This window comes from Variovorax sp. GW823-FHT04F07 (assembly GCF_058795995.1).
Genome location: NZ_JBXAIG010000002.1, coordinates 772,938 through 794,425 on the forward strand (window position 1 = coordinate 772,938; position 21,488 = coordinate 794,425).

The window sequence follows — 21,488 nt, forward strand, 5'->3', positions numbered from 1 at the left end:
TCCGTTGCGCTCACATTAGATGTGATAAATTCACATTCACTAACAATGTGAAACATCTCTGACGAGTCCACGATGACCCAGCATTCGCAGGCACGCGCCCCCCGCGGCTTCACATTGATCGAGGTCATGATCACGGTGGCCATCGTGGCCATCCTGGCGTCGATCGCGCTGCCCAGCTACCGGCAGTACATCGTGCGATCGAAGCGCTCGGCGGCCCAGGCGCAGATGATGGACATCGCCAACCGGCAGCAGCAGTTCCTCATTGCCAACCGCGGCTACGCCGACAAGACGGCACTGACCGCCAGCGGCTACAGCCTGCCCGCCGAAGTCAGCAGCAACTACAGCTACGACGTCGCGCTGCAGGAATCCGGCCCGCCCACCTTCACGATCACCTTCACCGCGATCGGCAGCCAGCAAAGCGACGGCAACCTCGGGCTCACCAGCGAAGGCGTGAAGACGCCGTCCAACAAATGGTGAGCCCCGCCCTGCGGCGCCAGCGCGGCGCCACGCTGATCGAAGTGCTGGTCACCCTGCTCGTGCTGGCCTTCGGCCTGTTCGGCCTCGTGGGGCTGCAGGCCCGGCTGCAGGCCTCCGAGATGGAGTCGTACCAGCGCTCGCAGGCGCTGATCCTGCTCAACGACATGGCCAACCGCATCGCCATCAACCGCCGCGTGGCGGCCAGCTACGCCACCAGCGCACCGCTGGGTGGCACAGATGCCTGCCCCACCGGCACCGGCACGCGCCAGCAGATCGACGCCAAGGAGTGGTGCAACGCGCTGCAGGGCGCCGCCGAGTTCTCGGGCAACGACAAGTTGGGCACCGTCATCGGCGGGCGCGGCTGCGTGGAAGACATGGGCAACAACGAGTACCTCGTGACGGTCGCCTGGCAGGGCCTGGGCCCGATCTCGGCGCCGCCGGCCGGCGTGGCCTGCGGCAAGGACCTCTACGACGGCGGCACCGGCTCCAAGTGCATCAACGACCTGTGCCGCCGCACCGTGACCACGCTCGTGCGCATCGGATCGCTCTCATGAACCCGCGCCCCACCGCACGCCGCGCCCAGCGCGGGCTGACGCTGATCGAGCTGATGGTGGCCATCACCATCATGCTCATCGTGATGGCCGCGCTGCTCACGCTGTTCCTCAACGTGAGCGGCTCCCAGCGCGAGATGGAACGCGTCAACCGCCAGATCGAAACCGGGCGCCTGAGCATCTTCGTGCTCGAGAACGAGATCTCGCACGCGGGCTTCTGGGAAAACTACATGCCCGAGTTCGACGACCTCACGGTCAGCGCCGCGCCCACGCACGTGCCCACCGGCAACGTGCCCGACCCGTGCCTGGCCTACTCGGCGGCGAACTGGACCGAGGACTACAAGCGCCAGCTGCTCGACCTGCCCGTGCAGGTCTACAGCAGCGTGCCGGCCACCTGCACCGACCTGCTGACGCACCACAAGACCGGCACCGACATCCTCGTGGTGCGCCATGCCGAAACCTGCCTGCCCGGCACGCCCCATTGCGACGCCGACGTGGCCGGCGCGATGTACTTCCAGTCGTCGCTGTGCGGTACGCAAAAGCCCTCGTCGTTCGACCTCTCGACCGGCGCGTTCGACCAGATGTTCCTCAAGGACTGCACCACCCCTTCACCCAAGCGCAAGCTGGTGGCCGACATCTACTACGTGCGCGACTACGCCGAGGCCGAAAACGACGGAATTCCCACGCTGGCACGCTCGCGCTTCGACCTGGTGGGCGGCACGCTCGCGCAGCAACCGCCCACGGCGCTGATCGAAGGCGTCGAGGGCTTTCGCGTCGAGCTCGGCCTGGACACGCTGAGCAAGACCGGCGCCGCCGTCAACTACGCCCAGGCCATCGCCTGGGCCGACCCGGCGAACAAGTCCACCCCGTCCAACCGCGGCGACGGCAGCCCCGACGGCGCCTTCGTGCACTGCGGCGCGACCTGCACCGCCGACCAGCTGGTCAACGCGGTGGCCGTGAAGCTGTATGTGCTCGCGCGCGCCACCGCCATCTCGCCGGGCCACACCGACACGCGCAGGTACCAGATGGGTGCCGTGGCGCTCGGGCCGTTCAACGACCACTACAAGCGGCACGCGTTCGCGACCACCGTGCGCCTGACCAACGTCACCGGCCGGAGGGAAACGCCATGAAGCCACGCGTGCACGCCGGCCGCTCCACCCAGACCCAGCGCGGCGCCGCGCTGATCATCGGGATGATCATGCTGCTGCTGATCACGCTCGTGGTCACCGCCGCCTTCAACCTCAGCGGCGCCAACCTCAAGGCCGTGGGCAACCTGCAGACCCGCAACGAAGCCGTGGCCGCCGCCAACCGCGCGATCGAGGAAGTGGCCGCCAGCCTGCTGGTGCCCGGCAGCGACGGCACCCCGTCGCTCGCGCCGCCGCAGGGCACCGTGAGCATGGTCGACATCAACAACGACGGCCTGGACGACTACACGGTCACCGTCGCCCCGCCCGTGTGCGTGCGCGCCACCAAGGCGGTCGACAGCGGCGGCGGCGGCAGCACGGGCCCGGGCGGCATCACGGGCGGCGCGTCCAGCAGCGGCTCGGGGCTCGCGGCCCTGCCCGACCAGTACAACACCGTGTGGGACATCAGCACCACCGTGACCGACACCACCCCCGGCGCCACCGGCACCACCACCTCCGTGCGCCAGGGCGTGCGGGCGCTGCTCAACAAGGCGCAGTTCGAAGCGCTGTGCGCGCCGCCGCCGGTCGCGCCAGCCGAACCCGCGCCAGCCGCCTCTTGAACCACGACGATGAACGGGTCCCCGCCATGACAAGGAAACTACTCACCACGCTGTGGGCCGCCGTGCTGCTTGCATTGCCGATGCAGGCGGCGCAGGCGGAGGACATCGATCTCTTCGTGGGCTACAACCCCAGCGCCACCCAGGCCCCGAACGTGCTGTTCGTACTGGACAACACGGCCAACTGGAACCAGCCCTTCACCGACGAGCTCAACGCGCTCGCCAGCGCCTTCGAAAGCCTGCAGGCCGACAAGTTCAAGGTCGGCCTGATGATGTTCACCGAGACCGGCCAGGGCAATTCGAACAGCGACGGCGGCTACGTGCGCGCCGCGGTGCGCACGCTCGACAGCGGCACCAAGCTCAAGTACGGCGCCATGATCCGCAGCCTCGACAAGCTCGGCGACAAGTCCAACGGCGGCAAGGCCGGCAAGACCATGGCCGAGGTCTACCGCTACCTGGCCAGCGCCGCGCCCATCGCCGGCAACGGCAAGGTCAAGACCGACTACACCGGCAACGTGAGCGGCACCTCGGCATCGAAGGCCATCTACGCGCTGACGCGCAACGCGCTGGCCAGCGTCAACGCCAGCACCTACGTCGGCCCGAGCACCGAGAACTGCATCGGCACCTTCGTCATCTACATCAGCAACGGCGCGGCGCAGGACAACACGAACGACAGCAAGCTCTCCACCGACGCCTTGCGCGCCGCCGGCGGCGACACGACGCAGATCACGCTCACCACCAGCGGCTCGCAGGACAGCACGGCCGACGAATGGGCGCGCTTCCTGCAGACCAGCATGGGCGTCAAGGTCTACACCATCGAGGCCGCCAAGGCCACGCAGGGCCAGGGCCCGGGCTGGAGCGCGCTGCTGCTGAGCATGGCCAAGCAGAGCAACGGCGAGTACTACGACATCTCGGACAAGCCCCAGCTCGGCGCCGCGCTCGGCGAGGCGCTGGACGACATCTTCAGCAAGATCCAGTCGGTCAACAGCGTGTTCTCCTCGGTGAGCCTGCCCGTGAGCGTGAACACCCAGGGCACCTACCTGAACCAGGTGTTCGTGGGCATGTTCCGTCCCGACGAGAACGCCTTTCCGCGCTGGAACGGCAACCTCAAGCAGTACAAGCTCGGGCTGGACAGCAGCAGCCAGCTGATCCTGCAGGACGCCGACGACAAGAACGCGGTGAACAACCAGACCGGCTTCATCGCGCCCTGCGCGCGCAGCTTCTGGACACCCGCCGCCAGCGACAGCGACGCCTACTGGAGCTTCCGGCCGGCCGGCGACTGCATCAAGAAAGAAGCCGCGGACAGCCCCGACGGCAACGTGGTCGAGAAAGGCGCACAGGGCCGCATGCTGCGCGGCATCGTGCCGGCCGTGCGCAACATGAAGACCTGCGCGGCGGGAAGCTGCACCGCGCTCACCGCCTTCGACGACGCCAACACGGCCATCACCACCACCGCACTCGGCGTTACCGCAACCGCCGAGCGCACCCAGCTCATCAACTGGGCGCGAGGCCTGGACAACCAGGGCGACGAACGGCCCAACGCCCAGGGCAACCCGGTGCCCTCGAGCGCCATGCGTCCCTCGGTGCACGGCGACGTGGTGCACTCGCGCCCGGTGGCCATCAACTACGGCACCGACGCCTCGCCCCAGGTCGTGGTGTTCTACGGCGGCAACGACGGCGTGCTGCGCGCCATCAACGGCAACCGCAACACGGCCATCGACGGGGCCGCCGCAGGCTCCGAGCTGTGGTCGTTCATGCCGCCCGAGTTCTACGGCAGCCTCAAGCGGCTGTACAACAACACCACGCGCATCAACTTCCCCGGCCTGCCCGTCAGCCTGGGCACGGTGGCGCCCAAGCCCTACGGCATGGACGGCGCGGTCGCGGCCTACCGCCAGGGCAACACCGCCTGGCTCTACGCCAGCATGCGCCGCGGCGGCCGGCTGGTCTACGCCTTCGACGTCTCGTCGCCCGCCGCACCCACGCTGAAGTGGCGCAAGGGCTGCCCCAACCAGAACGACGACACCGGCTGCGACACCGGCTTCGAAGGCATCGGCCAGACCTGGTCGGCGCCGAAGGTGCTGCGCGCCACCGGCTACGGCAGCGGCAGCAGCCCGCTGTTGGTCTTCGGCGGCGGCTACGACAAGTGCGAAGACGTCGACACCAACAGCGCCGCCCAGGCCTGCGGCGCCGGCGTGAAGGGCAACCGGATCTACGTGCTCGACGCCAACACCGGCGCGCAGCTCAAGGTGTTCACCACCGCCCGCCCCGTGGTCGGCGAAGTGACGGTGGTCACCGACACCCTGGGCATCGCCACCATCGCCTACGCAGCCGACCTGGGCGGCAACGTCTACCGCATCGCCATCGGCAGCGCGGCCCCGTCCGCCTGGGCCATGACCCAGATCGCCTCGCTCGGCTGCGACACGGTGACCACCTGCACGCCCAACCGCAAGTTCATGTTCGGCCCCGACGTGGTCGCGGACAACGGCGCCTACGTCGTGCTGCTGGGCTCGGGCGACCGCGAGAAGCCGCTGCGCCACTACAACGTCGCGCTCGGCGTGGCCAACCGCTTCTACATGCTGGTCGACAAGCCCACCGACGCCACCTGGCTGACCAGCGAGGCCGACCGCTGCGGCACCGGCAACGAGGTGCTGTGCCATACCTCGCTGCAGGCCATCACCGACGCGAGCACGCCGAGTTCGTCCGACCTCGCCACCAAGAAGGGCTGGTACCTCGGGCTCGCAGCAGGCGAGCAGGTCGTGACCGGCTCGGTGACCGCCTACGGCGTCACCACCTTCAACACCCACACGCCCACCAACCCCAACACGCAGTCGTGCCGGGCCGACCTGGGCACCGCGCGGGTCTACAACGTGTCGTACGTCAACGCGGCCGCCCAGGGCACCAACGGGCGCTTCCAGAACGTGGTGGGCGGCGGCCTCGCGCCCACGCCGGTCGTGGGCCGCGTGCAGCTGGACGGCGATGGCGGCATGCGCGACGTGGTCATCGGCGCCAACCCCGACTCCTTCCTCAGCCCCAAGGGCACCGCGCCCAAGGCCGCCTTCAAGCAGCCCAAGGGCCGGGTCTACTGGTTCATCCAGAAGTAAAGCCGTGCACCCGCGCATGCGCCACCACCACCCTAGGCAGGCCCGCCCCCGGCCGCGCGGCTTCACGCTCATCGAGCTGATGGTCACGCTGGCCGTGCTGGTGGTGCTGATCGCCATTGCCGTGCCCTCGTTCGACGGCATCCGGCTGTCCACCCGCCTGAGCAGCTACAGCACCGCGCTGGTCGCGGGCAGCCAGCTGGCGCGCAGCGAGGCCATCAAGCGCAACGCCCCCGTCACCCTGTGCGCCTCGGCCAACGGCACCAGCTGCAGCACCAACGGGCAGTGGGAAGCCGGCTGGATCGTGCGCAGCGACACGCAGGTGCTGCGCGTCGAGCCCGCGGCCGCCAGCGGCTACCGGCTGCGCGAGGCCGGCGGCGCCAGCGCCGTCGTGTTCCAGGCCACCGGCCTGGGCGCCGGCCAGAGCCGCATCACCATCTGCCGCGCCACCCCGAGCGCCGACCAGTCGCGCGCCGTGAGCATCAGCGCCACGGGACGCACCACCGTCACCCGGGCGAGCGGCGGCACCTGCGCCGCGACCTGACCCGGCCGGCCGAGGGGGGTCCGCCGGACGAACGACAATAGGGCCCTGTGGCAAGCCCGGGCGCCGGTCCCGCCTCTCTTGCCTTGACGACCTTCACCAGGAACAACGCTCCCGCATTCATGGAACACCGGCTGGACTGGGCCCTTGCCGCCTGCGCTCGCATCCTCAGGCCCGTGGTCCGGCTGGCGCTGGGCATGGGCGTCAAGCACCCGCACCTCGAAGCCCTGCTGCGCGACCTGCTCATCGAGGAAGCCCAGCGCACCTGGCGCGCCCAGGGCGTGACCAAACCCAACCTCAGCCAGATTTCGGTCACCACCGGGCTGAACCGCAAGGTCGTCACCGCCAAGGTCCGCGCCACCGTCGACCCCCTGCCCCACACCGAGCTGTCAGCGGCTGCCAAGACTTTTACGTTGTGGTTACAGATGACCACCGACGACGACACCCTGCGCCGCCTGCCCGTCGTCACCGAGAGTGACGGGCCCTCGTTCGAGCGCGTGGCCCGCCTGGCCAGCCGGGGCAACGTGCACCACCGCACCATCCTCGACGAGCTGGTGCGCCTGCAGATGGTGGCCGAGAGCGACGGCAGCGCCGAACTCACGGCCGACGGCTTCGTGCCGGTGGAAGACCTGCAGTCGATGCTCGCCTTCCTGGGCGACAACGGCCGCGACCACCTGCTGGCCGCCGTCTCCAACACCCTGGGCGAACAGCCCCGCATGCTCGAGCGCGCCGTGTACGCGCGCGGGCTCACGCTGGCCGACTGCACGGCCATCGAACGCCTCGTGCGCGAACGCTGGGCCGGCCTGCACCACGAGCTGGCCCGCGAGATGACCGAAGCCGTCGACCGCGTGCCCCCCGAGGCCACCGCGAAGGCACGCATCCGCGTCGGCATCTACACGTATTACGAAGACGAAGAAGGCGCGCCCGCCCCCGGAGCGCCCCAGCACAACGAGTCCCCCCGATGAAAACGCCTCCCCTCTCCTTGCGACTCGTGCGCGGCCTGCTGATGGCCGGCGCCATGGCCCTGCTTCTGTCCTGCGGGGGAGGCGGCGGTGGCGGGGGAGGCGGCGGCACGCCGGGCTTCGGCACCGCCGGCACCACGGCCACCGGCAACGGCGGTGGGGGCGGCGACGGCGGCTCCGGCAGCGGCTCGGGCAGCGGCAGCACCGGAAGCACCGATGGCGGCGGCGACAGCACCGCCAGCAACACCAACGGCGACGGCTCGGGCGTGGGCTCCGGCGGCACCGGCGTGACCGCCGACGCCGCCGGCATCGGCGCGGCCGACGGCCTGGGAAGCGTGATCCTCAACGGCCTGCGCTACAACACCGACAGCGCCACCTTCAGCCTCGAGGACACCACCGAGCTGCAGATCGGCATGAGCGCGCGCATTGCCGGCAAGGTCGACGCCGACTTCAACAACGGCATCGCCGCCACGGTCGTCTCGGCCGCCGAGTTGCGCGGCGCCGTGTCGGCCATCGACCTGAAGGACGGCAGCTTCACTGTGATGGGCGCCCGCGTGACCACCGACAACGCCACCGTCTGGGGCGACGCCAAGGGCGCCACCGACCTCGTCGACACCGCCGTGGTGCAGGTGTGGGGCCTGCCCGCCGCGCCGGGCATCCTGCGCGCCACGCGCGTCCAGGTGGCGCCCGCCACCACCGCCCCGCTGGTGACCGGCACCGTGCAGAACCTCGACCGCGGCGGCCAGCAGTTCACGCTCGGCCTGCTGACCGTCGACTTCGCCAGCGCAGCCTTCGGCCCCGGCATCGACGCCGCCAGCCTGGCCAACGGCGCCATCGTCCGCGTGCGCGGCACGGCGGCGCCGGCCGCCGGCCGCTTCACCGCCACCCAGGTGCAGGGCTGGTACGCCATTCCCTCGGCCGACGGCATCGCGCTGCAGCTGGCCGGCGTGGTCACCGACTTCGCCGCGCTGGGCGACTTCCGCGTGCTGGGCAACAAGATCGACGCGCGCAACGCCCAGATCACCGGCGGGCCCAGCGGCTCCATCGGCAACGGCGTGAAGGTCGAGGTCGACGGTTTCCTCTCGGGCCAGGTGCTCGTGGTCAAGAAACTGCGCATCCGCCACGTGCCCGGCACCGGCGGGCCGGTGTCGTTCACCGTCATCGGCGCCATCGGCGGTTACGTGTCGGCCGCCGACTTCACCGTGCGCGGCCAGCGTGTGGATGCCAGCGGCTCCGGTACCATCTTCGAAAACGGCACCGCCGCAGACCTGGGCAACGGCAAGCGCGTGACCGTCGTCGGCGACCGCGTGGTCGACGGCGTGCTCATCGCCCAGAGCGTGAGCTTCACGCAGCCCTGAGGTCCGGGCCCCGGCGGTCCGGCCGCGCAGTGCGTGCACCCAGGGTGCATGCACCGCGCACCCCACAGGCCACGCCACCCATGGCGCGACCGGATCGATCGGAGCCATGGACACCCACACCACCTCTGCGCCCGCTCCTGCCACGTCGCCCCGCTGCTGCATTGCCGGCGGCGGCCCGGCCGGCATGGTGCTGGGCCTGCTGCTTGCGCGCGCGGGCGTGCCCGTCGTCGTGCTCGAGAAACATCTCGACTTCCTGCGCGACTTCCGGGGCGACACCGTGCACCCCTCGACCCTCGAAGTGCTGCACGAACTCGGCCTGCTCGACGCCTTCCTGCAGCGCCCGCACAACCGCATCGAAGAGCTGCGCGGCACCTACGAGGGCCGCGGCGTGACCATTGCCGACTTCAGGCGGCTGCCCACGCACGCCCGTTTCCTGGTGCTCATGCCGCAGTGGGAGTTCCTGGACTTCATGTGCGACGAGGCGCGGCGCTACCCCGGCTTCGAGCTGTGGACCGACGCCGAGGCCATCGGTCTGCTGCAGGACAAGGGCCGCGTCAACGGCGTGAAAGTGCGCGTCGGCGCCCGTAGCCCCGACAGCGGCGGCCCGAAGGACATCGAGCTGCACGCCTCCCTCATCGTGGCCGCCGACGGCCGCCACTCCACCCTGCGCGACGCGGCGGCGCTGCCGCACATCAGCTACGGCGCGCCCATCGACGTGCTGTGGATGCGCCTTCCCAAGCTCCCTGGCGACCCCGAGGCCACCGGCGGCCACATCGCCGCGGGCCACCTCCTGGTGACGCTCAACCGCGGCGACTACTGGCAATGCGCCTTCGTCATCCGCAAGGGCGGCAGCGCCGAACTGCAGTCGCGCGGCATTGCCGCCTTCCATGCCGAGATCGCGCGCATCGCGCCCTTCTTCGCCACGCGCCTGCCCGAGGCCCTGCCCGACTGGGAGGCCGTGAAGCTGCTCGAGGTGAGCGTCGACCGGCTCGAATCGTGGTCGTGCCCCGGCCTGCTGTGCATCGGCGACGCCGCGCACGCCATGTCGCCCGTGGGCGGTGTCGGCATCAACCTCGCCGTGCAGGACGCCGTGGCCGCCGCCAACCTGCTGGCCGCGTCGCTGGCCGGCAGCGCCACCGACAAGGAAATCGACAACCTGCTGCCCCAGCTGCAGCGCCGCCGCGAATGGCCCGTGCGCGTCACGCAGGCCGCGCAACGCCTCGTGCAGGACCGCGTGCTGATGCCCGTGCTCAGCCGCAAGGCGGCTGCATCGACCGCGCCCCGCCCCATGCCCTGGGCCCTGCGCCTGCTGGGGCGCTGGCCGTGGCTGCGCACCCTGCCCGCGCGCGCCGTGGGCATCGGCGTGCGGGCCGAGCACGTGCAATCGCCGCGCGCGTAACGCGCGAATCGGGTTCGCCGGATCAGCCGGGCCGGCGCGCCTGCGTCGGCTGGCGCGACCAGTACACGCCGTCGAGCCGATCGAGCCGCACCTCGCCGCCCGTGGACGGCGCATGAACGAAGCGCCCGTCGCCCACATAGATGCCCGCATGCGTGGGCGACGCCGAGCCGAACAGCACAAGGTCGCCCGAGCGAAGCTCCGACATCGGCACCGGCCGGCCGAAGCCCGCCATGCGCGACACCGTGCGCGGCGGCACCTGCCCCACGCTGTGGCGGTACACGTAGCCGATGAGCCCGCTGCAATCGAACCCGCCCTCGGGCGAGTTGCCGCCATAGCGGTACGGCGTGCCGACCAGCCCCAGCGCATGGATCGTGATGCTGTTCGACTGCTCCGACGTCAACGGCGGGATGTTGCTGCTGGGCACCGAACCACCGGGCGCGCGCGCAGGCGGCGGGCTCGCGCAGCCGACGGCCAGGAGGCAGGCGGTGACGGCGGGGATCAGTCGGAACAGGAGCCGCTGCTGCAGCAGCGACAGTGATGCGGGGGAATGAGGAGGCGTCGGCAATGGTGTGTCGAGCATGGGCGCAGGCCGGTCTTGTGGACGTGGCCCGACTCTAGCGCGAGTGAGCCGGATCGCAATGCAGAGCCCCTTGGCGGGCGACAACGCCCTCGCCCTTCCTCGTCATCAGCTGAAGCCGAAGACCAGCAGCAGGTTGTTCGCCGGCATCGCGTGCCGCTCGCGCAATGCGAGGCCGACGCGGCGCGCCTCTGCCACCACGTCGTCGAGCCGGCGAATGCCCCATGCGGGATTGCGCGCGCGCAGGTCTTCGTCGAACGCCAGATTGCTCGGCGCCGTGGGGCCGTGCTGTGCTTCGTCTTCGAAGTAAGGCCCGTAGGTGATCAGCACGCCGGTGCCGGCACGCAGATGCCGCGCGGCACCGGCCATCAGCGCGGCGCAGGTGGGCCAGGGTGCGATGTGCAGCATGTTGGCGCAGTAGATGGCGTCGAACTTCTCTTCCTCTTCTTTGCCTTCTTGAGCGAATGCAGGGCCTTGCGAGGGCCACTGCGGCGCCATCACGTCGAGCAGCAGCGGCGGGCGCAGATTGGGCTGCGCGGCTTGCTCGACGCGACTGGCGATCGCGGGGAGCGAGCGGGCGTCTGCGTCGGTGGGCTGCCAGGTCCATGAAGGCATGGCGGCGGCGAACCAGGCGGCGTGCTGGCCGGTGCCGGAGGCGATTTCCAATGCGGTGCCGCGCTCACCGAGGATGCGGGTCAGGGCATCGAGGATGGGTTGTTTGTTGCGGTCGGCGGCTGGACTGAAGGGAAGGTCGGGCATCAAGAGGAACTTGAGGTTAGGTTTGCAGAGTATCAAAGCAAAATCGTTCGGCTTCGGTCCCACAATGTCGACAATGCAGTGGAAGCAGCCATACATGAAGCAAGACAGAATGACCGCAATCGCTGCAAAGTAGACAACTTCGCCCCGGTAGAGCGATCTGGAATTCGGGTCATCACCGTCCGGCGGCCAAGACTTCAACATCCCCACCACACAGCCTTGCCGAAATCAGCTCTCTAGAGCACAGTCAACCCATAGCACCCCTTGACCGGCAAGCGTCCAAAGCGGTACTTCCGCAGCGATTCGGACCGCGTCAGATGCGCCACGGTGCTATTGGGCACGACAAATTCACGGTCCCGCCACGCAGGCAGCAGCCACGCTAAGGCCTGCTAGTGACAACTCAAGTAACACGGACTGCCAGAATCCAGATCAAACATGCGAAACCCACCCGAGCGCTACCTTCAAACCCTGCGGGATCATTTCACGCTGGCTCCCGATTGGTTCGACACGACGTCGAAATCGGAGAGACATGACCGCCCCAGCGCGACCGGCGCCGCGCTGACGACCTATCTGAATGGGCATGAGACAGCGTTCCAGCGCTGGTTTCACTTCAAGGAGGCGTTCTCACCGGAATTCATCACCGCAGCCATCGGGTCGCTCGGGTACCGCCCTCAACACGTGATCGATCCATTTGGAGGGTCGGGCACCAGCGCTATCACATCGCAGCTGCTCTCAATCGATGCAACTACAGTGGAGGTCAGTCCATTCTTGGCTGATGTCATCAAGGCCAAGGTGAGCCCACTGACCGCAGAGAAGCTGCGCTCGGCCGCGGCTGATTTTCAGGCGCAGTTGCACGACACTCCCGCAGACTTGAGCTGTCTGGCTCACCTGCCCGCGACATTCATCGAATCAAACGAAAAGGATCGCTGGATCTTCCCGCGTGGCGTGGCGGGGCGCCTAGCGCAATACCTCACCTGCATCGAGTCCATCCAGGACATCGACGTACAACGCTTCTTCCGCGTGGTACTCGGCGCCGTGCTGGTGGACTGCAGCAACGTCTATGTGAACGGCAAAGGCCGCCGCTACCGCGGTGCGTGGAGGCTCAATCAGCCCACGGTCGAAAAGCTTGATGAGTACTTCGCCCGCCAATTCAACACATCATTCGAAGATGTCCTGCGTTTTGAGGGCCGTCCTCGATCGCGAGTCACGGTGATCAACGGCGACTCGCGAAGCGCGCTGCAGCAGGTCCAGGAGCCCGCCGACCTGATCGTCTTCTCGCCACCGTATCCAAATTCTTTCGACTACACCGACATCTATAACGTGGAGCTTTGGGTGCTGGGGTACTTCGGCTGCGCTGCTGACAATACCCGGCTGCGTAACGAGACCTTGCGTTCCCATGTGCAGATCAGGCGTGGCTATGAAGGCCCCGTCGGCACATCCGACACACTGGCGCGCACAGTAAAGGCGCTGGACGAAAAGCGGCACTCGCTGTGGGACAACGACATTCCGGAAATGGTCGGCGCGTACTTCCGAGATCTGGAACTGGTGCTTGAGCAATCCAAGCGCCTGCTGGCAAGCAATGGTCGCGTCATGATGGTGGTCGGTGATTCCCGTTACGCCAACGTCCGCATCGAGGTTGCCACAGTACTGGCCGAGCTTGCCCGAAGCATGGGCTTCGGGCGCGTGACCACCAAGGAGGTCCGCCAGATGCGCGCTAGCGCGCAGCAGGGCGGCAACTACCAGCTTGCCGAAAGCATCGTCGAGCTCAGCTTATAGCCCTCATCGTCAAGGCTTGTTTGACGGAAGCGCTCCTGGCAGCGCTGGAGGCGTCGTTGGCGGTGCGGCCGAGCCAGGCAGCGCGGCGACCTTCCTTTTGCCTCTTGCCGCGGTAACCGAGGTTGTGGCCGGCGGGAGTAGCGGGAAGCGGTCCTTCCGGTGCTCTTCGTGCGAGGCCGTGATCCAGTACCTGCGCCCCATGACATTGAGCTGGATGGTGGCGTCCTGCACGGCTTGCTCGAGCTCCGGGCGATTGCCGGCGCAGAAATCGTAGACACACAGGAACGCCCCATCGAGCTTCTCGTGGTCGCGATATGCCTTCGTCTGCTGGACTCCCGAAACAGCCCAAGTAACGTTTGCGGCCAGTCCGATTTTGCTGAGCGTCGTGGTGCCGGGCTCAGGCGTATGACAGTCGCGCGTCACCTTCAGCTCGAACACCGCGCTACTGTCCGAACTGCGATCCGGCGTCAATATCAGGTCTGCACGTCCATTGCCGATATTGACTTCCTGCTTTACTTTGGCGCGGTCGGCGTACGCGCCCAACAGGTACAACCACAGATCGTGTTGCACGATCGCCTCGGGCGGACTAACCGTGATGCGCTGTTTCGCGTCCTTCCACCAGGTCAAGGTCTGACGCGCCACCTTCTCATAGAACTCAGTGAGCTTTTCATCGAGCGTCTGAAGGTTCAGGATCATCGGCGCATCGTCCAGTGGCTTCTGAAACGGCTGCGCGCCCGCATCCAACCCTTGCATCCAAATCCACAGCTCCGTCGTGCTCATCAATGCGATCGTGAGGCAGTTGCCCAAGCCAGCCTGCGCGATAGTCTGTTCTACGTCATTGACGTCCAAGACCTGCTGCGGCCTTGTGAACGCGCCCGCATTCAAAGCGCCGACACCGAACGTTCCGGATAGCGCATCGGCGACACGGGATCCCAGCATGGGGCGACGCACCCAGCCAAGCTCCTTGCCGACCTTTGCCCAGTCAGGTACATAGACCAGCACGACCGGGTTCGCGAGCGCCTCACCTTTAGTCCGAAGCAACCGCGCGTGATCTGCGAGCCTGCGTGTCCAGGCATCCAGGAACGATTCCTTCGTGCCCACATCAGCGACGGACACAACGGCCGCACCGTTGCTAACGACAGCCGCAACGGCCTGCAGGTTCGCGCCGCCCAAGCCGGGGAGAGTGGTGGTGCTTGCGTTCATGCTGGGGCCAATGCCTTATCCAAGTAGTCACAATACAGCCTCACACCGTCTCGCTGGGCGTCTGGACGCAAAGCGCTAAGCTTTTCGATGAGCAGGCGTGCTAGGCCCATGTTCTTGTTGTCTGAGCTCCACTCGGAGAAGTCCACCACCTCACCATCGAGAACGAGGGCATCGCCGTAATTCGCATCGATCGCGCCGATGTCAGCGCGCTCATATAGAAATCGGCCAAAGCAGGCGCAGACAAGTTCGCGAAGCAGCTGAGCGGTTCTTTGCGCTTCCAACGAGTGAATGACGATGGCCTGGCTGATCTGCGCACCACGCTCGCCCAGTGCATAGTGCGCGGCGAGGTGCCCTTTCACACCGAATTCCACATGTTCGATTGTGAGCACGCCAGCAAAGGCCATACGGTCGACCTCACGCTGAACATCAGGGAAAAACGGATATGCCCCGCGCTTCAGCACCCGACCGCGAACCCGTGTGACACCGTAAAGGTCAGCCAATGTATTGGCCAAGTACAAGATGACATGCAACTGCGCCGTACTCACAGGCGCGAGTCCCATGCGTTGGGACTCAGAGATGCACAGCACCACCCACGCCTTCCACATGCCGGCGCTTTCCAGGCTCATCGACTTCTCGTCGGACTCGCCCGGCCTGAGCCCGTCCTGACTCATGGTGCCCTCGCGCCGTCACGACGTTCAGGATAGATCGCCAGATCTCGCTCCTCTTCGTAGGCGACACGAAATCGATCTAACGCGCGAGTGGGCGCAGCAATCCTGATCAAGTCCAGAACGTGGGATTCCCGTGCTTCAGGCGGGATCGTCTCCGGCATTTCGCTCATCTGCTCGTCGACCACCTGACCGTAGAACCGCTGGTCCGGGTAGGCGCCGAAGAGCGCCGGGATCATTTCCTCACGGTTGACGTTGGACGACGCGATCAGCCGCGTGCCGTGCGCTGGCCCAGCCCTAGTGGCAAATCGGCGCAGCAGGTCAGCCGCGCGTGGCACGAAGACCGAATCAAGGCTCGCCTCTGGCGTCTCCAGAATCAGCATGGTCGGAGCTCCCGGCGCAGCCAGTGCAAGCAACGCCATCCTGAAGGCCAGATCGATGAACTCTTTCTGCGACTCCGATACCGACTGCCCAGCCTCGCGCACGGTCGCACCATTGCGATGAACACCTGATGTGAGCGCAGGGATGAAATGAGGAAACGGGAACTGCTCAGTATTGGCCCGCTGCCCCAATTGCCGATAGCGGGGCGAGTACTTGATCTCGCATTGCTCGGCCAGGAATCCACTGATGTATCTCGCGAAGGTCTGCTCGATTTCCGCGGAGACTGCTTGAACTTCTTGGTGAATGATTTCAGCCAGCTCTCCGAACTGCCTGGCCAACTCGACTCGCTCGACGTCCAGTTGATTGAGCACTGCTTCGAAGCTCAGCATTTGCTTTTGGAGTTCGTCCCGCTGAGCCATCACCGCCGGCACGCTCTGGCCAAGCTTCTTGAGTTGCCGCTCCAGTTCGACGATGGCGCCGGTGACCGAGACGAGCTCCGCAGAGGTCGTCGAGTAATCCTCCTCAGCCGACTGAAGCGGCACCGCCATAGATACGAGATTGGCTTCGGCTTCAGCAATCTCCCGTCGCTGCGCTTCGATGTCTTCGCCGGTAAAAGGATCTGTTGCCGGGCTGTGAGCGTTCTCCAGCGGGCTGTCGCAGACCGGGCAAGTGTTCATCATGAGCTTGGCGGCCACGCGCTGAGTCGCCTCCTTGCCCTTATTGCCGCAGACAAGGCATCCCACACCTGCCTCGAAATGCGCCAAGAGATATCGAGCCGGACCGTCCAACGATGGGAAGAACGATTCGTAGAACGAGTTGAGTTGGACGGCCAACGATGCCCGCTTTTCGTGGATCTCCTGGCGGCGGTTCTCAATCTGCTCGCGGAGGCCATCGCGAGTCCCACTCAGCTCGCTCTTGCGAGCAGCCAGATCCTTCAGCTGACTGCGTCGCTCGTCGAGTGTCTTGACCAGCATTTCGATCTGACCGCCCTCAATCGTGCTGTTTTGCTTTTCGAGCTTGCGCTTGCGTCCGTGCACCACCGCGTGCATGTTCCGGTACTCGCTGTCCTTGCTCAGAAGGTCATTGAAGAGCTCGACGTAGCGCGTGCGCTCACCCATAGCCCCGAAGAGAATGCCCAGTATGTCGCCCTGCGCGGCCGGGTCCCAGACCAAGCTGCGGCGATCTTCCAGATAGAAAATGACGTAGCGCAGTAGAAACACGAAATCATCGAACGACGACAGTCCAGCGGCGGCCTGCACCGTGTCTCGGTAGGCCACTTCCAGTTCGGCGGCTCGCGCGTGCGGGACTTGCTGCTGGTCCACCCACAGCTCCGTGACATCCAGGTTAGCCAGCGACCGCGTGACTTCGAGATGCCGCTCGCCGAGCTTGAACCAGATCGTCACCTTCGCGTTCACCGCGTCATCGGGAACCCTCTTGCGAAACCAGTTCCGCTCCACAGGAATTAGGCGGCGCTTCTTGTCGCCCAGGGCGTCGTCGCCGGGCACGTCCGAGGCGCCGGACAGCGAGCGGAGCAGGATGTTGAGCAACGTCGTCTTGCCGAGACCGTTGATGCCAACGATGACGTTGACGCCGTCGACGAAATGATGGTCGAGGCCTGGCTTGTCGGCCGTGCCGACGTAGAGGCCATACTCGGTAACGCGTACGCGCTCCAAGACCGGGAAGTTAGCCATGCACGCCTCTCAGGGACAAACAGTGGACCGCAGGTGGTCGGCTGCCGATCAAGATCGAGTGCCGGCCAGGATTCGAAGCGCGCACGAAGCATCGCCGAGACGAGAGGCTTGGATGAAACAACGAAGCGTGTACACCTGAAATCTCGTAGCCGGATTCTTGATTGCATCGGTCCGCTTAGTTGTTAATGTACCGGACACTTGTTAGGTTAAAGATTTTGGTTTTCCCGGTATTCATATCCGTCGTGATGACCTGCGCTACGCGCACGAGGGCCAACCCCTCACCCTCCCCCACTCTCCTGAAACAACGCCGCCGCATCCCGCGCCAAATCCGAAGCGATCCACAGCAAGTTGTCCCGATGCCCTGCCCCTGCATCTTCAAACCACCCATCGCCGGCGCCGTGGCAGCACCACAGCAGTGAGTTCAGTTGTTCCAGCTTGCATTCCAGCAGGTCTGCTGCGCTGGGGGTGGTCGCGTGGGGAGGGGTCAACCCGATAGGCCGGGCCATAATTCGTTTAGCCATTTGTTGTGCTCTCTTTCAAGGTTATGCACGTCACTTGGTTAGACGGTCATGGTGTTCGCGCACCGTGGCCGTCGCCTTTTGTGCCTCACGTTCGCATCGATCGATCTGCATCGATGGCCCGCCGTGAGGCGAAGCGGTTCATTCATTCACTCAATCAGTCAGTGGTCCGTGGTGTGGTGTGTGCTGCCCTCCTCGCCCACATGGCGGGTCGTTTCATCACGGGGCATTCACTGTAGAGAAGTCCTGCCCGGCACAGAGAGATATTTCGCCGAGGAATGCGCGGTTCGCGCAAGTAATCGCGCTGCGGCAGCGGCGATTCACAAAGCCCTGACAGTCAGGCCCTGAAAGCAAGGCCCGAGCCCCGCATCGGCAGCAGTGCCTCAGCCCTGCCCGCCGAACTCTCGCGCGTGCTCCACCGCGTACTTGATGAGCTCCGCCTGCCCTTCGATGCCCAGGCGCCGCTTGATGCTCTGGCGGTGCGCCTCCACGGTGCGCACGCTCAGGCCGAGGTCGCGCGCGATCTGCTTGCTCGATTCGCCGCGGCCGAGCGCGCTCAAGATCTCGCTCTCGCGCGGCGTGAGCAGCGGGCGCGGGGTCTGGTTGCGAAAGAGTTTCTTCGACACGGCCGGGCTCAGGAAGGTGCCGCCTGCCGACACGGCCTCGATGGCGGCCACGATCTCCGCGGCCGGCGCGTCTTTCAGCACGTAGCCACGCGCGCCGACCTGCAGGGCCTTCTGCACGTACTCGGGGTTGTCGTACATGCTGAGCATCACGATGTGCGGCGCGGGTTGATGCTGCTGTTGCTGCAGCAGCAGCAGCGCCGCCAGCTCGATGCCGTTCATGTCCTTCATGCCCACGTCCATGAGCACGAGGTGCGGCTGCGCGGGGCCGATGAGTGCCAGCGCCTCGGCCGCGCTGCCGGCCTCGCCAACGATCTCCAGGCCGGGCATGGCGCCCAGGCGCGCGCGCAGGCCGTCGCGCACCAGCGGGTGGTCGTCGACCAGGAACAGGCGCACGACAACGGGAGCAGCAGCAGCGGCGGAGTCTTCTTTCATGGCCGCTATTCTGGCTTTGCGCGCCGCACGGGCACTTCGGCCACGATGGACGTGTGGCCCCGGCCCGAGCGCATGCGCAGCCGGCCTTCGATGGACTCCATGCGCTCGCGCATGTTGCGCAGGCCGATGCCGCGCTGCGGATCGAGCTGCATGGCCTCGACGTTGAAGCCGACGCCGTCGTCGCTGATCTCCAGGCGCACGGACTCTTCGTCGAAGCCCAGTGCGATGTGCACCTGTTGCGCGCGGGCGTGTTTGCGCACATTGGTCAACGCTTCCTGCGTGACGCGAAAGAGCGCGGTCTTGGCTTCTTGCGACAGCTCGAAGGGTTCGCCCTCGACCATGATGGATGCGTCCACGCCGCCTTCTTCACCGAACTCGGCGCCCAGGCGCTCCAGCGCGGCGGGCAGGCCCAGGGTGTCGAGCAGCGCGGGGCGCAGCCGGTGCGAGATGCGGCGCACCTCGGTGAGCGAATCGTTCAGCCGCTGCAGCGCCTTGCCGAGCGCGGGCGGCGGCGACTGGTGCGCGCGGTCGAGCTGCTCCACCGCCGATTCGATGAGCAGCTTGGCCGACACCAGCGTCTGGCTGGTGCCGTCGTGCAGTTCGCGCGCGAGGTGGCCGCGCTCTTCTTCCTGCGACTGCACCACGCGGCGCGCGAGCAGGCGCAGCTTGGCTTCGGCCGTGCGGTGCTCGCTGAGGTTGAGCAGCAGCCCGGCCGCGCTGACCACGCCCAGGCACAGCGCGGCGATGCCGGCGATCCACAGCAGCGTGGCGGTGACGTTGGCGTTCATCTGCCGGTCGAGGGTGTCCATGGTCGACTGGATGTCGTCCAGGTACAGGCCGGTGCCGACCATCCAGCTCCAGCGCGGCAGCGCCGTGACGTAGCCGAGCTTGGGCGCCATCTGCGCGCTGGAGGGCTTGCGCCATTCGTACTCGACGTAGGCGCCGCCCTTGTCGCGCGCGCCCTTGATCAGCTCCTGGATGGTGAAGCGGCCGTGCGAATCGCGCAGGTTCCACAGGTTCTGCCCCACCAGCTCGGGCTGGCGCGAATGCATGAGCGAGTTGCCGTCCATGTCGTAGACGAAGAAGTAGCCGTCGTCGCCGTAGTTGAGCGTGGCCAGGCGGCGCAGCGCCTCGGTGCGCGTGGCCTCGTCGTCCAGGCCCGACTCGTACAGCGGCAGCAGGTTGCTCACGGCCAGGTCGACGTAGCTGCGCAGCTCGCTGCGGCGCTGGGCCATGTAGCTGCGCTCGATGAGCGCCCGCTCGCGCTGGGCCAGGTCGTGCTCCTGGTGACGCACGGCCAGGGCCACGAGCACCAGCGCGACCAGCAGGGGCGCAACGGCCAGCGCGACGATCTTGGTGCGGAGGTTCATCGGGGAGGGAGACTACCACCGGGGCGGTGCAGGGCTTCCGGCTTGCCGACCGTGGAGGAATCCCATTCGGGTAACGATCGATACGAGTGTGTCTTGACGGGGCGGATTACAAAGCCGGACCTGCACTACATACAAAGGGAGGACTGCATGGACAACACCGCACGTCGTCTGGCTTCGGGGCCTGCGAACAAGAGGCACCCGACGCCCCGGCCGAGGACAGGCTTTGACAGCTGGGCCGAGGGCGTCGACAAGGCCGACGACCAATGGAACGCCTATGACTGCGAGATCCGCTCGGCGGTCAACGAATACAACATGCACCTGTCGCGCACACCGGGCTATGTCCCGCTGGACTGGCAGGTGGTCAAGGCCATGCTGTGGGTGGAAACCGGCGCCAAGGCGCCCTCTTGGAAGTCGAGGCCCATGCAGATCGGCAATGCCTCGGATGCCGGACTGATGGCGCTGCTCGGGGACCGCGAAGGCGGCGACCTGGTCGTTCCGCCCTCTCTTCGAGTCAGCCTGTCTGCCAGTTCGGTCAGGGCCGAGCCCGCATCGAACATTCGCGCAGGCATCGGCTATCTCTTGATGCGCATGGCAACGTTCGAGTTCAGGAACATCTTGAGCACGGACGGCAAGCTCCATGAGGTCACGGTGAAGGACGGCGACAGTCTTGAAAGAATCGCCAAGGAGCAAGGGAGCACGCCGGAGGTCATGAAGAAGCTCAACCCGTCTGCGCACCTGCTCAAGGCGGGTCAGGTGCTGAAGTACCAGAAGGCGGCGGTCAGGAAGGTCATCGCGGGATGGATGCCGCTCACCTCAGCAAGCATTGCCACCCGCTACAACGTCGGCGATTCAGACTACGCCCGGAAGATGGACCATGCACTGCGCGCAGTGCGCAAGGCACAGGAGGCGGTATGCAGATGAGCCGGACGTTCGCGCTGATGGCTCTTGCCTTGGCCGGTCCATGCACCGCCCTTGCAGACGCACCGTTCACAGGCAAGTTCAGCGGAACAGGCCGCGCATGCTCGGGCGGACTGTATGTGCGAACCAAGACCATCGAATGGAACTCGAGCTTCAGCATCTGCAAGCCCTCACGCTATGAGGTTCTTGACAACGAGTTGAACAAGAAAGAAGGTGAGCGGATCGCCTTTCGCCTCCAGTCTCCCAGCCGCCAATGCCTGTACCCGGTAATCGAGGTGCAACGGCTCAGCACCTACAGCTGGGGCGTGCAGGGCTATCAGTCGATGGAGTCGTACCGCAACCGTGCTCTGCCCGGCTGGGCCAATTCGCCGCTTGAAGAGCGGCTGATCCTGTCGTGTCCCATGACGCGCCTGGAGTGAGTGCGGAGGTTCGTCGGGGAGGAGAGGCT

19 protein-coding genes are annotated in these 21,488 nt (G+C 66.5%); 12 read left to right on the plus strand and 7 right to left on the minus strand.

All coding sequences use genetic code 11. The features are described from left to right. Positions 1–72 precede the first annotated feature (72 nt). The 9 genes from AC1RAA_RS12735 (at position 73) to AC1RAA_RS12775 (ending at position 10,127) form a co-directional block, all read left to right on the plus strand. Entirely contained in the window at positions 73–477 is a 405-nt protein-coding gene (locus AC1RAA_RS12735; protein WP_070061626.1) for a type IV pilin protein, read from the plus strand. Then, on the plus strand, positions 471–1,031 hold the full coding sequence (gene pilV / locus AC1RAA_RS12740) for a type IV pilus modification protein PilV (protein ID WP_354343249.1): 561 nt from the start codon (positions 471–473) through the stop codon (positions 1,029–1,031). The genes AC1RAA_RS12735 and pilV overlap by 7 nt, the downstream gene beginning before the upstream one ends. Further along, complete coding sequence (locus AC1RAA_RS12745; protein WP_492728959.1) at positions 1,028–2,158, plus strand: PilW family protein; 1,131 nt, start codon at positions 1,028–1,030, stop codon at positions 2,156–2,158. Before pilV ends, AC1RAA_RS12745 begins: the two co-directional genes overlap by 4 nt. Beyond that, complete coding sequence (locus AC1RAA_RS12750; RefSeq protein ID WP_492728957.1) at positions 2,155–2,772, plus strand: pilus assembly PilX family protein; 618 nt, start codon at positions 2,155–2,157, stop codon at positions 2,770–2,772. Before AC1RAA_RS12745 ends, AC1RAA_RS12750 begins: the two co-directional genes overlap by 4 nt. 26 nt (positions 2,773–2,798) lie before the next feature. After that, positions 2,799–5,870 (plus strand): pilus assembly protein, encoded by a 3,072-nt coding sequence (locus tag AC1RAA_RS12755; RefSeq protein WP_492728955.1) that lies wholly within the window; start codon positions 2,799–2,801, stop codon positions 5,868–5,870. Between the two features lie 4 nt (positions 5,871–5,874). Beyond that, entirely contained in the window at positions 5,875–6,411 is a 537-nt protein-coding gene (locus AC1RAA_RS12760; protein ID WP_492728953.1) for a GspH/FimT family pseudopilin, read from the plus strand. A 119-nt stretch (positions 6,412–6,530) separates the two neighbouring features. Next, on the plus strand, positions 6,531–7,373 hold the full coding sequence (locus AC1RAA_RS12765; RefSeq protein WP_492728951.1) for a DUF6502 family protein: 843 nt from the start codon (positions 6,531–6,533) through the stop codon (positions 7,371–7,373). Then, positions 7,370–8,728 (plus strand): DUF5666 domain-containing protein, encoded by a 1,359-nt coding sequence (locus tag AC1RAA_RS12770; protein WP_492728949.1) that lies wholly within the window; start codon positions 7,370–7,372, stop codon positions 8,726–8,728. The genes AC1RAA_RS12765 and AC1RAA_RS12770 overlap by 4 nt, the downstream gene beginning before the upstream one ends. 106 nt (positions 8,729–8,834) lie before the next feature. Then, positions 8,835–10,127: an FAD-dependent oxidoreductase gene (locus AC1RAA_RS12775; protein WP_492728947.1), complete on the plus strand. Its 1,293-nt coding sequence runs from the start codon at positions 8,835–8,837 to the stop codon at positions 10,125–10,127. Between the two features lie 22 nt (positions 10,128–10,149). On the opposite strand, the gene AC1RAA_RS12780 is transcribed toward AC1RAA_RS12775, so the two are convergent. Together AC1RAA_RS12780 and AC1RAA_RS12785 are read right to left on the minus strand one after the other, a co-directional pair. Next, positions 10,150–10,707 carry a C40 family peptidase gene (locus tag AC1RAA_RS12780; RefSeq protein ID WP_095744131.1) on the minus strand — a complete coding sequence of 186 codons (558 nt, stop codon included), beginning with the start codon at positions 10,705–10,707 and terminating at the stop codon, positions 10,150–10,152. A 105-nt stretch (positions 10,708–10,812) separates the two neighbouring features. Then, positions 10,813–11,463, minus strand: coding sequence for a DUF938 domain-containing protein (locus tag AC1RAA_RS12785; protein WP_492729830.1), 651 nt, complete (start codon positions 11,461–11,463; stop codon positions 10,813–10,815). Between the two features lie 432 nt (positions 11,464–11,895). Between AC1RAA_RS12785 and AC1RAA_RS12790 the strand changes: the two genes are divergently transcribed. Continuing rightward, positions 11,896–13,236: an SAM-dependent methyltransferase gene (locus AC1RAA_RS12790; protein WP_492728945.1), complete on the plus strand. Its 1,341-nt coding sequence runs from the start codon at positions 11,896–11,898 to the stop codon at positions 13,234–13,236. Between the two features lie 9 nt (positions 13,237–13,245). On the opposite strand, the gene AC1RAA_RS12795 is transcribed toward AC1RAA_RS12790, so the two are convergent. The 5 genes from AC1RAA_RS12795 to AC1RAA_RS12815 all read right to left on the minus strand — a co-directional run bounded on the left by AC1RAA_RS12795 (position 13,246) and on the right by AC1RAA_RS12815 (position 20,122). Beyond that, entirely contained in the window at positions 13,246–14,439 is a 1,194-nt protein-coding gene (locus AC1RAA_RS12795) for a hypothetical protein (protein WP_492728943.1), read from the minus strand. Next, complete coding sequence (locus AC1RAA_RS12800) at positions 14,436–15,110, minus strand: hypothetical protein (protein ID WP_492728941.1); 675 nt, start codon at positions 15,108–15,110, stop codon at positions 14,436–14,438. Before AC1RAA_RS12800 ends, AC1RAA_RS12795 begins: the two co-directional genes overlap by 4 nt. Continuing rightward, positions 15,107–17,176 (minus strand): hypothetical protein, encoded by a 2,070-nt coding sequence (locus tag AC1RAA_RS12805; RefSeq protein ID WP_492728939.1) that lies wholly within the window; start codon positions 17,174–17,176, stop codon positions 15,107–15,109. Before AC1RAA_RS12805 ends, AC1RAA_RS12800 begins: the two co-directional genes overlap by 4 nt. Before the next feature lie 901 nt (positions 17,177–18,077). After that, positions 18,078–18,752 carry a response regulator transcription factor gene (locus tag AC1RAA_RS12810; RefSeq protein ID WP_492728937.1) on the minus strand — a complete coding sequence of 225 codons (675 nt, stop codon included), beginning with the start codon at positions 18,750–18,752 and terminating at the stop codon, positions 18,078–18,080. Positions 18,753–18,757: 5 nt separating this feature from the next. Next, positions 18,758–20,122 (minus strand): cache domain-containing protein, encoded by a 1,365-nt coding sequence (locus AC1RAA_RS12815; RefSeq protein WP_492728935.1) that lies wholly within the window; start codon positions 20,120–20,122, stop codon positions 18,758–18,760. A gap of 147 nt (positions 20,123–20,269) precedes the next feature. Here AC1RAA_RS12815 and AC1RAA_RS12820 point away from each other — a divergent pair, with 147 nt between their 5' ends. Next, complete coding sequence (locus tag AC1RAA_RS12820; protein ID WP_492728933.1) at positions 20,270–21,043, plus strand: LysM peptidoglycan-binding domain-containing protein; 774 nt, start codon at positions 20,270–20,272, stop codon at positions 21,041–21,043. Further along, a complete protein-coding gene (locus tag AC1RAA_RS12825; RefSeq protein ID WP_492728932.1) occupies positions 21,040–21,459 on the plus strand; it encodes a hypothetical protein in 420 nt (139 codons plus the stop codon). The genes AC1RAA_RS12820 and AC1RAA_RS12825 overlap by 4 nt, the downstream gene beginning before the upstream one ends. Positions 21,460–21,488 lie beyond the last annotated feature (29 nt).

Excerpts from the sequence above, each read along its gene's own strand:
- AC1RAA_RS12770 (WP_492728949.1), top strand. The coding sequence starts at position 7,370 with ATGAAAACGCCTCCCCTCTCCTTGCGACTCGTGCGCGGCCTGCTGATG.
- AC1RAA_RS12805 (WP_492728939.1), bottom strand. The coding sequence starts at position 17,176 with ATGGCTAACTTCCCGGTCTTGGAGCGCGTACGCGTTACCGAGTATGGC.
- AC1RAA_RS12765 (WP_492728951.1), top strand. The coding sequence starts at position 6,531 with ATGGAACACCGGCTGGACTGGGCCCTTGCCGCCTGCGCTCGCATCCTC.
- AC1RAA_RS12750 (WP_492728957.1), top strand. The coding sequence starts at position 2,155 with ATGAAGCCACGCGTGCACGCCGGCCGCTCCACCCAGACCCAGCGCGGC.
- AC1RAA_RS12735 (WP_070061626.1), top strand. The coding sequence starts at position 73 with ATGACCCAGCATTCGCAGGCACGCGCCCCCCGCGGCTTCACATTGATC.
- AC1RAA_RS12795 (WP_492728943.1), bottom strand. The coding sequence starts at position 14,439 with ATGAACGCAAGCACCACCACTCTCCCCGGCTTGGGCGGCGCGAACCTG.
- AC1RAA_RS12745 (WP_492728959.1), top strand. The coding sequence starts at position 1,028 with ATGAACCCGCGCCCCACCGCACGCCGCGCCCAGCGCGGGCTGACGCTG.
- AC1RAA_RS12820 (WP_492728933.1), top strand. The coding sequence starts at position 20,270 with ATGGACAACACCGCACGTCGTCTGGCTTCGGGGCCTGCGAACAAGAGG.
- AC1RAA_RS12810 (WP_492728937.1), bottom strand. The coding sequence starts at position 18,752 with ATGAAAGAAGACTCCGCCGCTGCTGCTGCTCCCGTTGTCGTGCGCCTG.
- AC1RAA_RS12790 (WP_492728945.1), top strand. The coding sequence starts at position 11,896 with ATGCGAAACCCACCCGAGCGCTACCTTCAAACCCTGCGGGATCATTTC.
- AC1RAA_RS12800 (WP_492728941.1), bottom strand. The coding sequence starts at position 15,110 with ATGAGTCAGGACGGGCTCAGGCCGGGCGAGTCCGACGAGAAGTCGATG.
- AC1RAA_RS12815 (WP_492728935.1), bottom strand. The coding sequence starts at position 20,122 with ATGAACCTCCGCACCAAGATCGTCGCGCTGGCCGTTGCGCCCCTGCTG.
- pilV (WP_354343249.1), top strand. The coding sequence starts at position 471 with ATGGTGAGCCCCGCCCTGCGGCGCCAGCGCGGCGCCACGCTGATCGAA.
- AC1RAA_RS12825 (WP_492728932.1), top strand. The coding sequence starts at position 21,040 with ATGAGCCGGACGTTCGCGCTGATGGCTCTTGCCTTGGCCGGTCCATGC.
- AC1RAA_RS12775 (WP_492728947.1), top strand. The coding sequence starts at position 8,835 with ATGGACACCCACACCACCTCTGCGCCCGCTCCTGCCACGTCGCCCCGC.
- AC1RAA_RS12755 (WP_492728955.1), top strand. The coding sequence starts at position 2,799 with ATGACAAGGAAACTACTCACCACGCTGTGGGCCGCCGTGCTGCTTGCA.
- AC1RAA_RS12785 (WP_492729830.1), bottom strand. The coding sequence starts at position 11,463 with ATGCCCGACCTTCCCTTCAGTCCAGCCGCCGACCGCAACAAACAACCC.
- AC1RAA_RS12780 (WP_095744131.1), bottom strand. The coding sequence starts at position 10,707 with ATGCTCGACACACCATTGCCGACGCCTCCTCATTCCCCCGCATCACTG.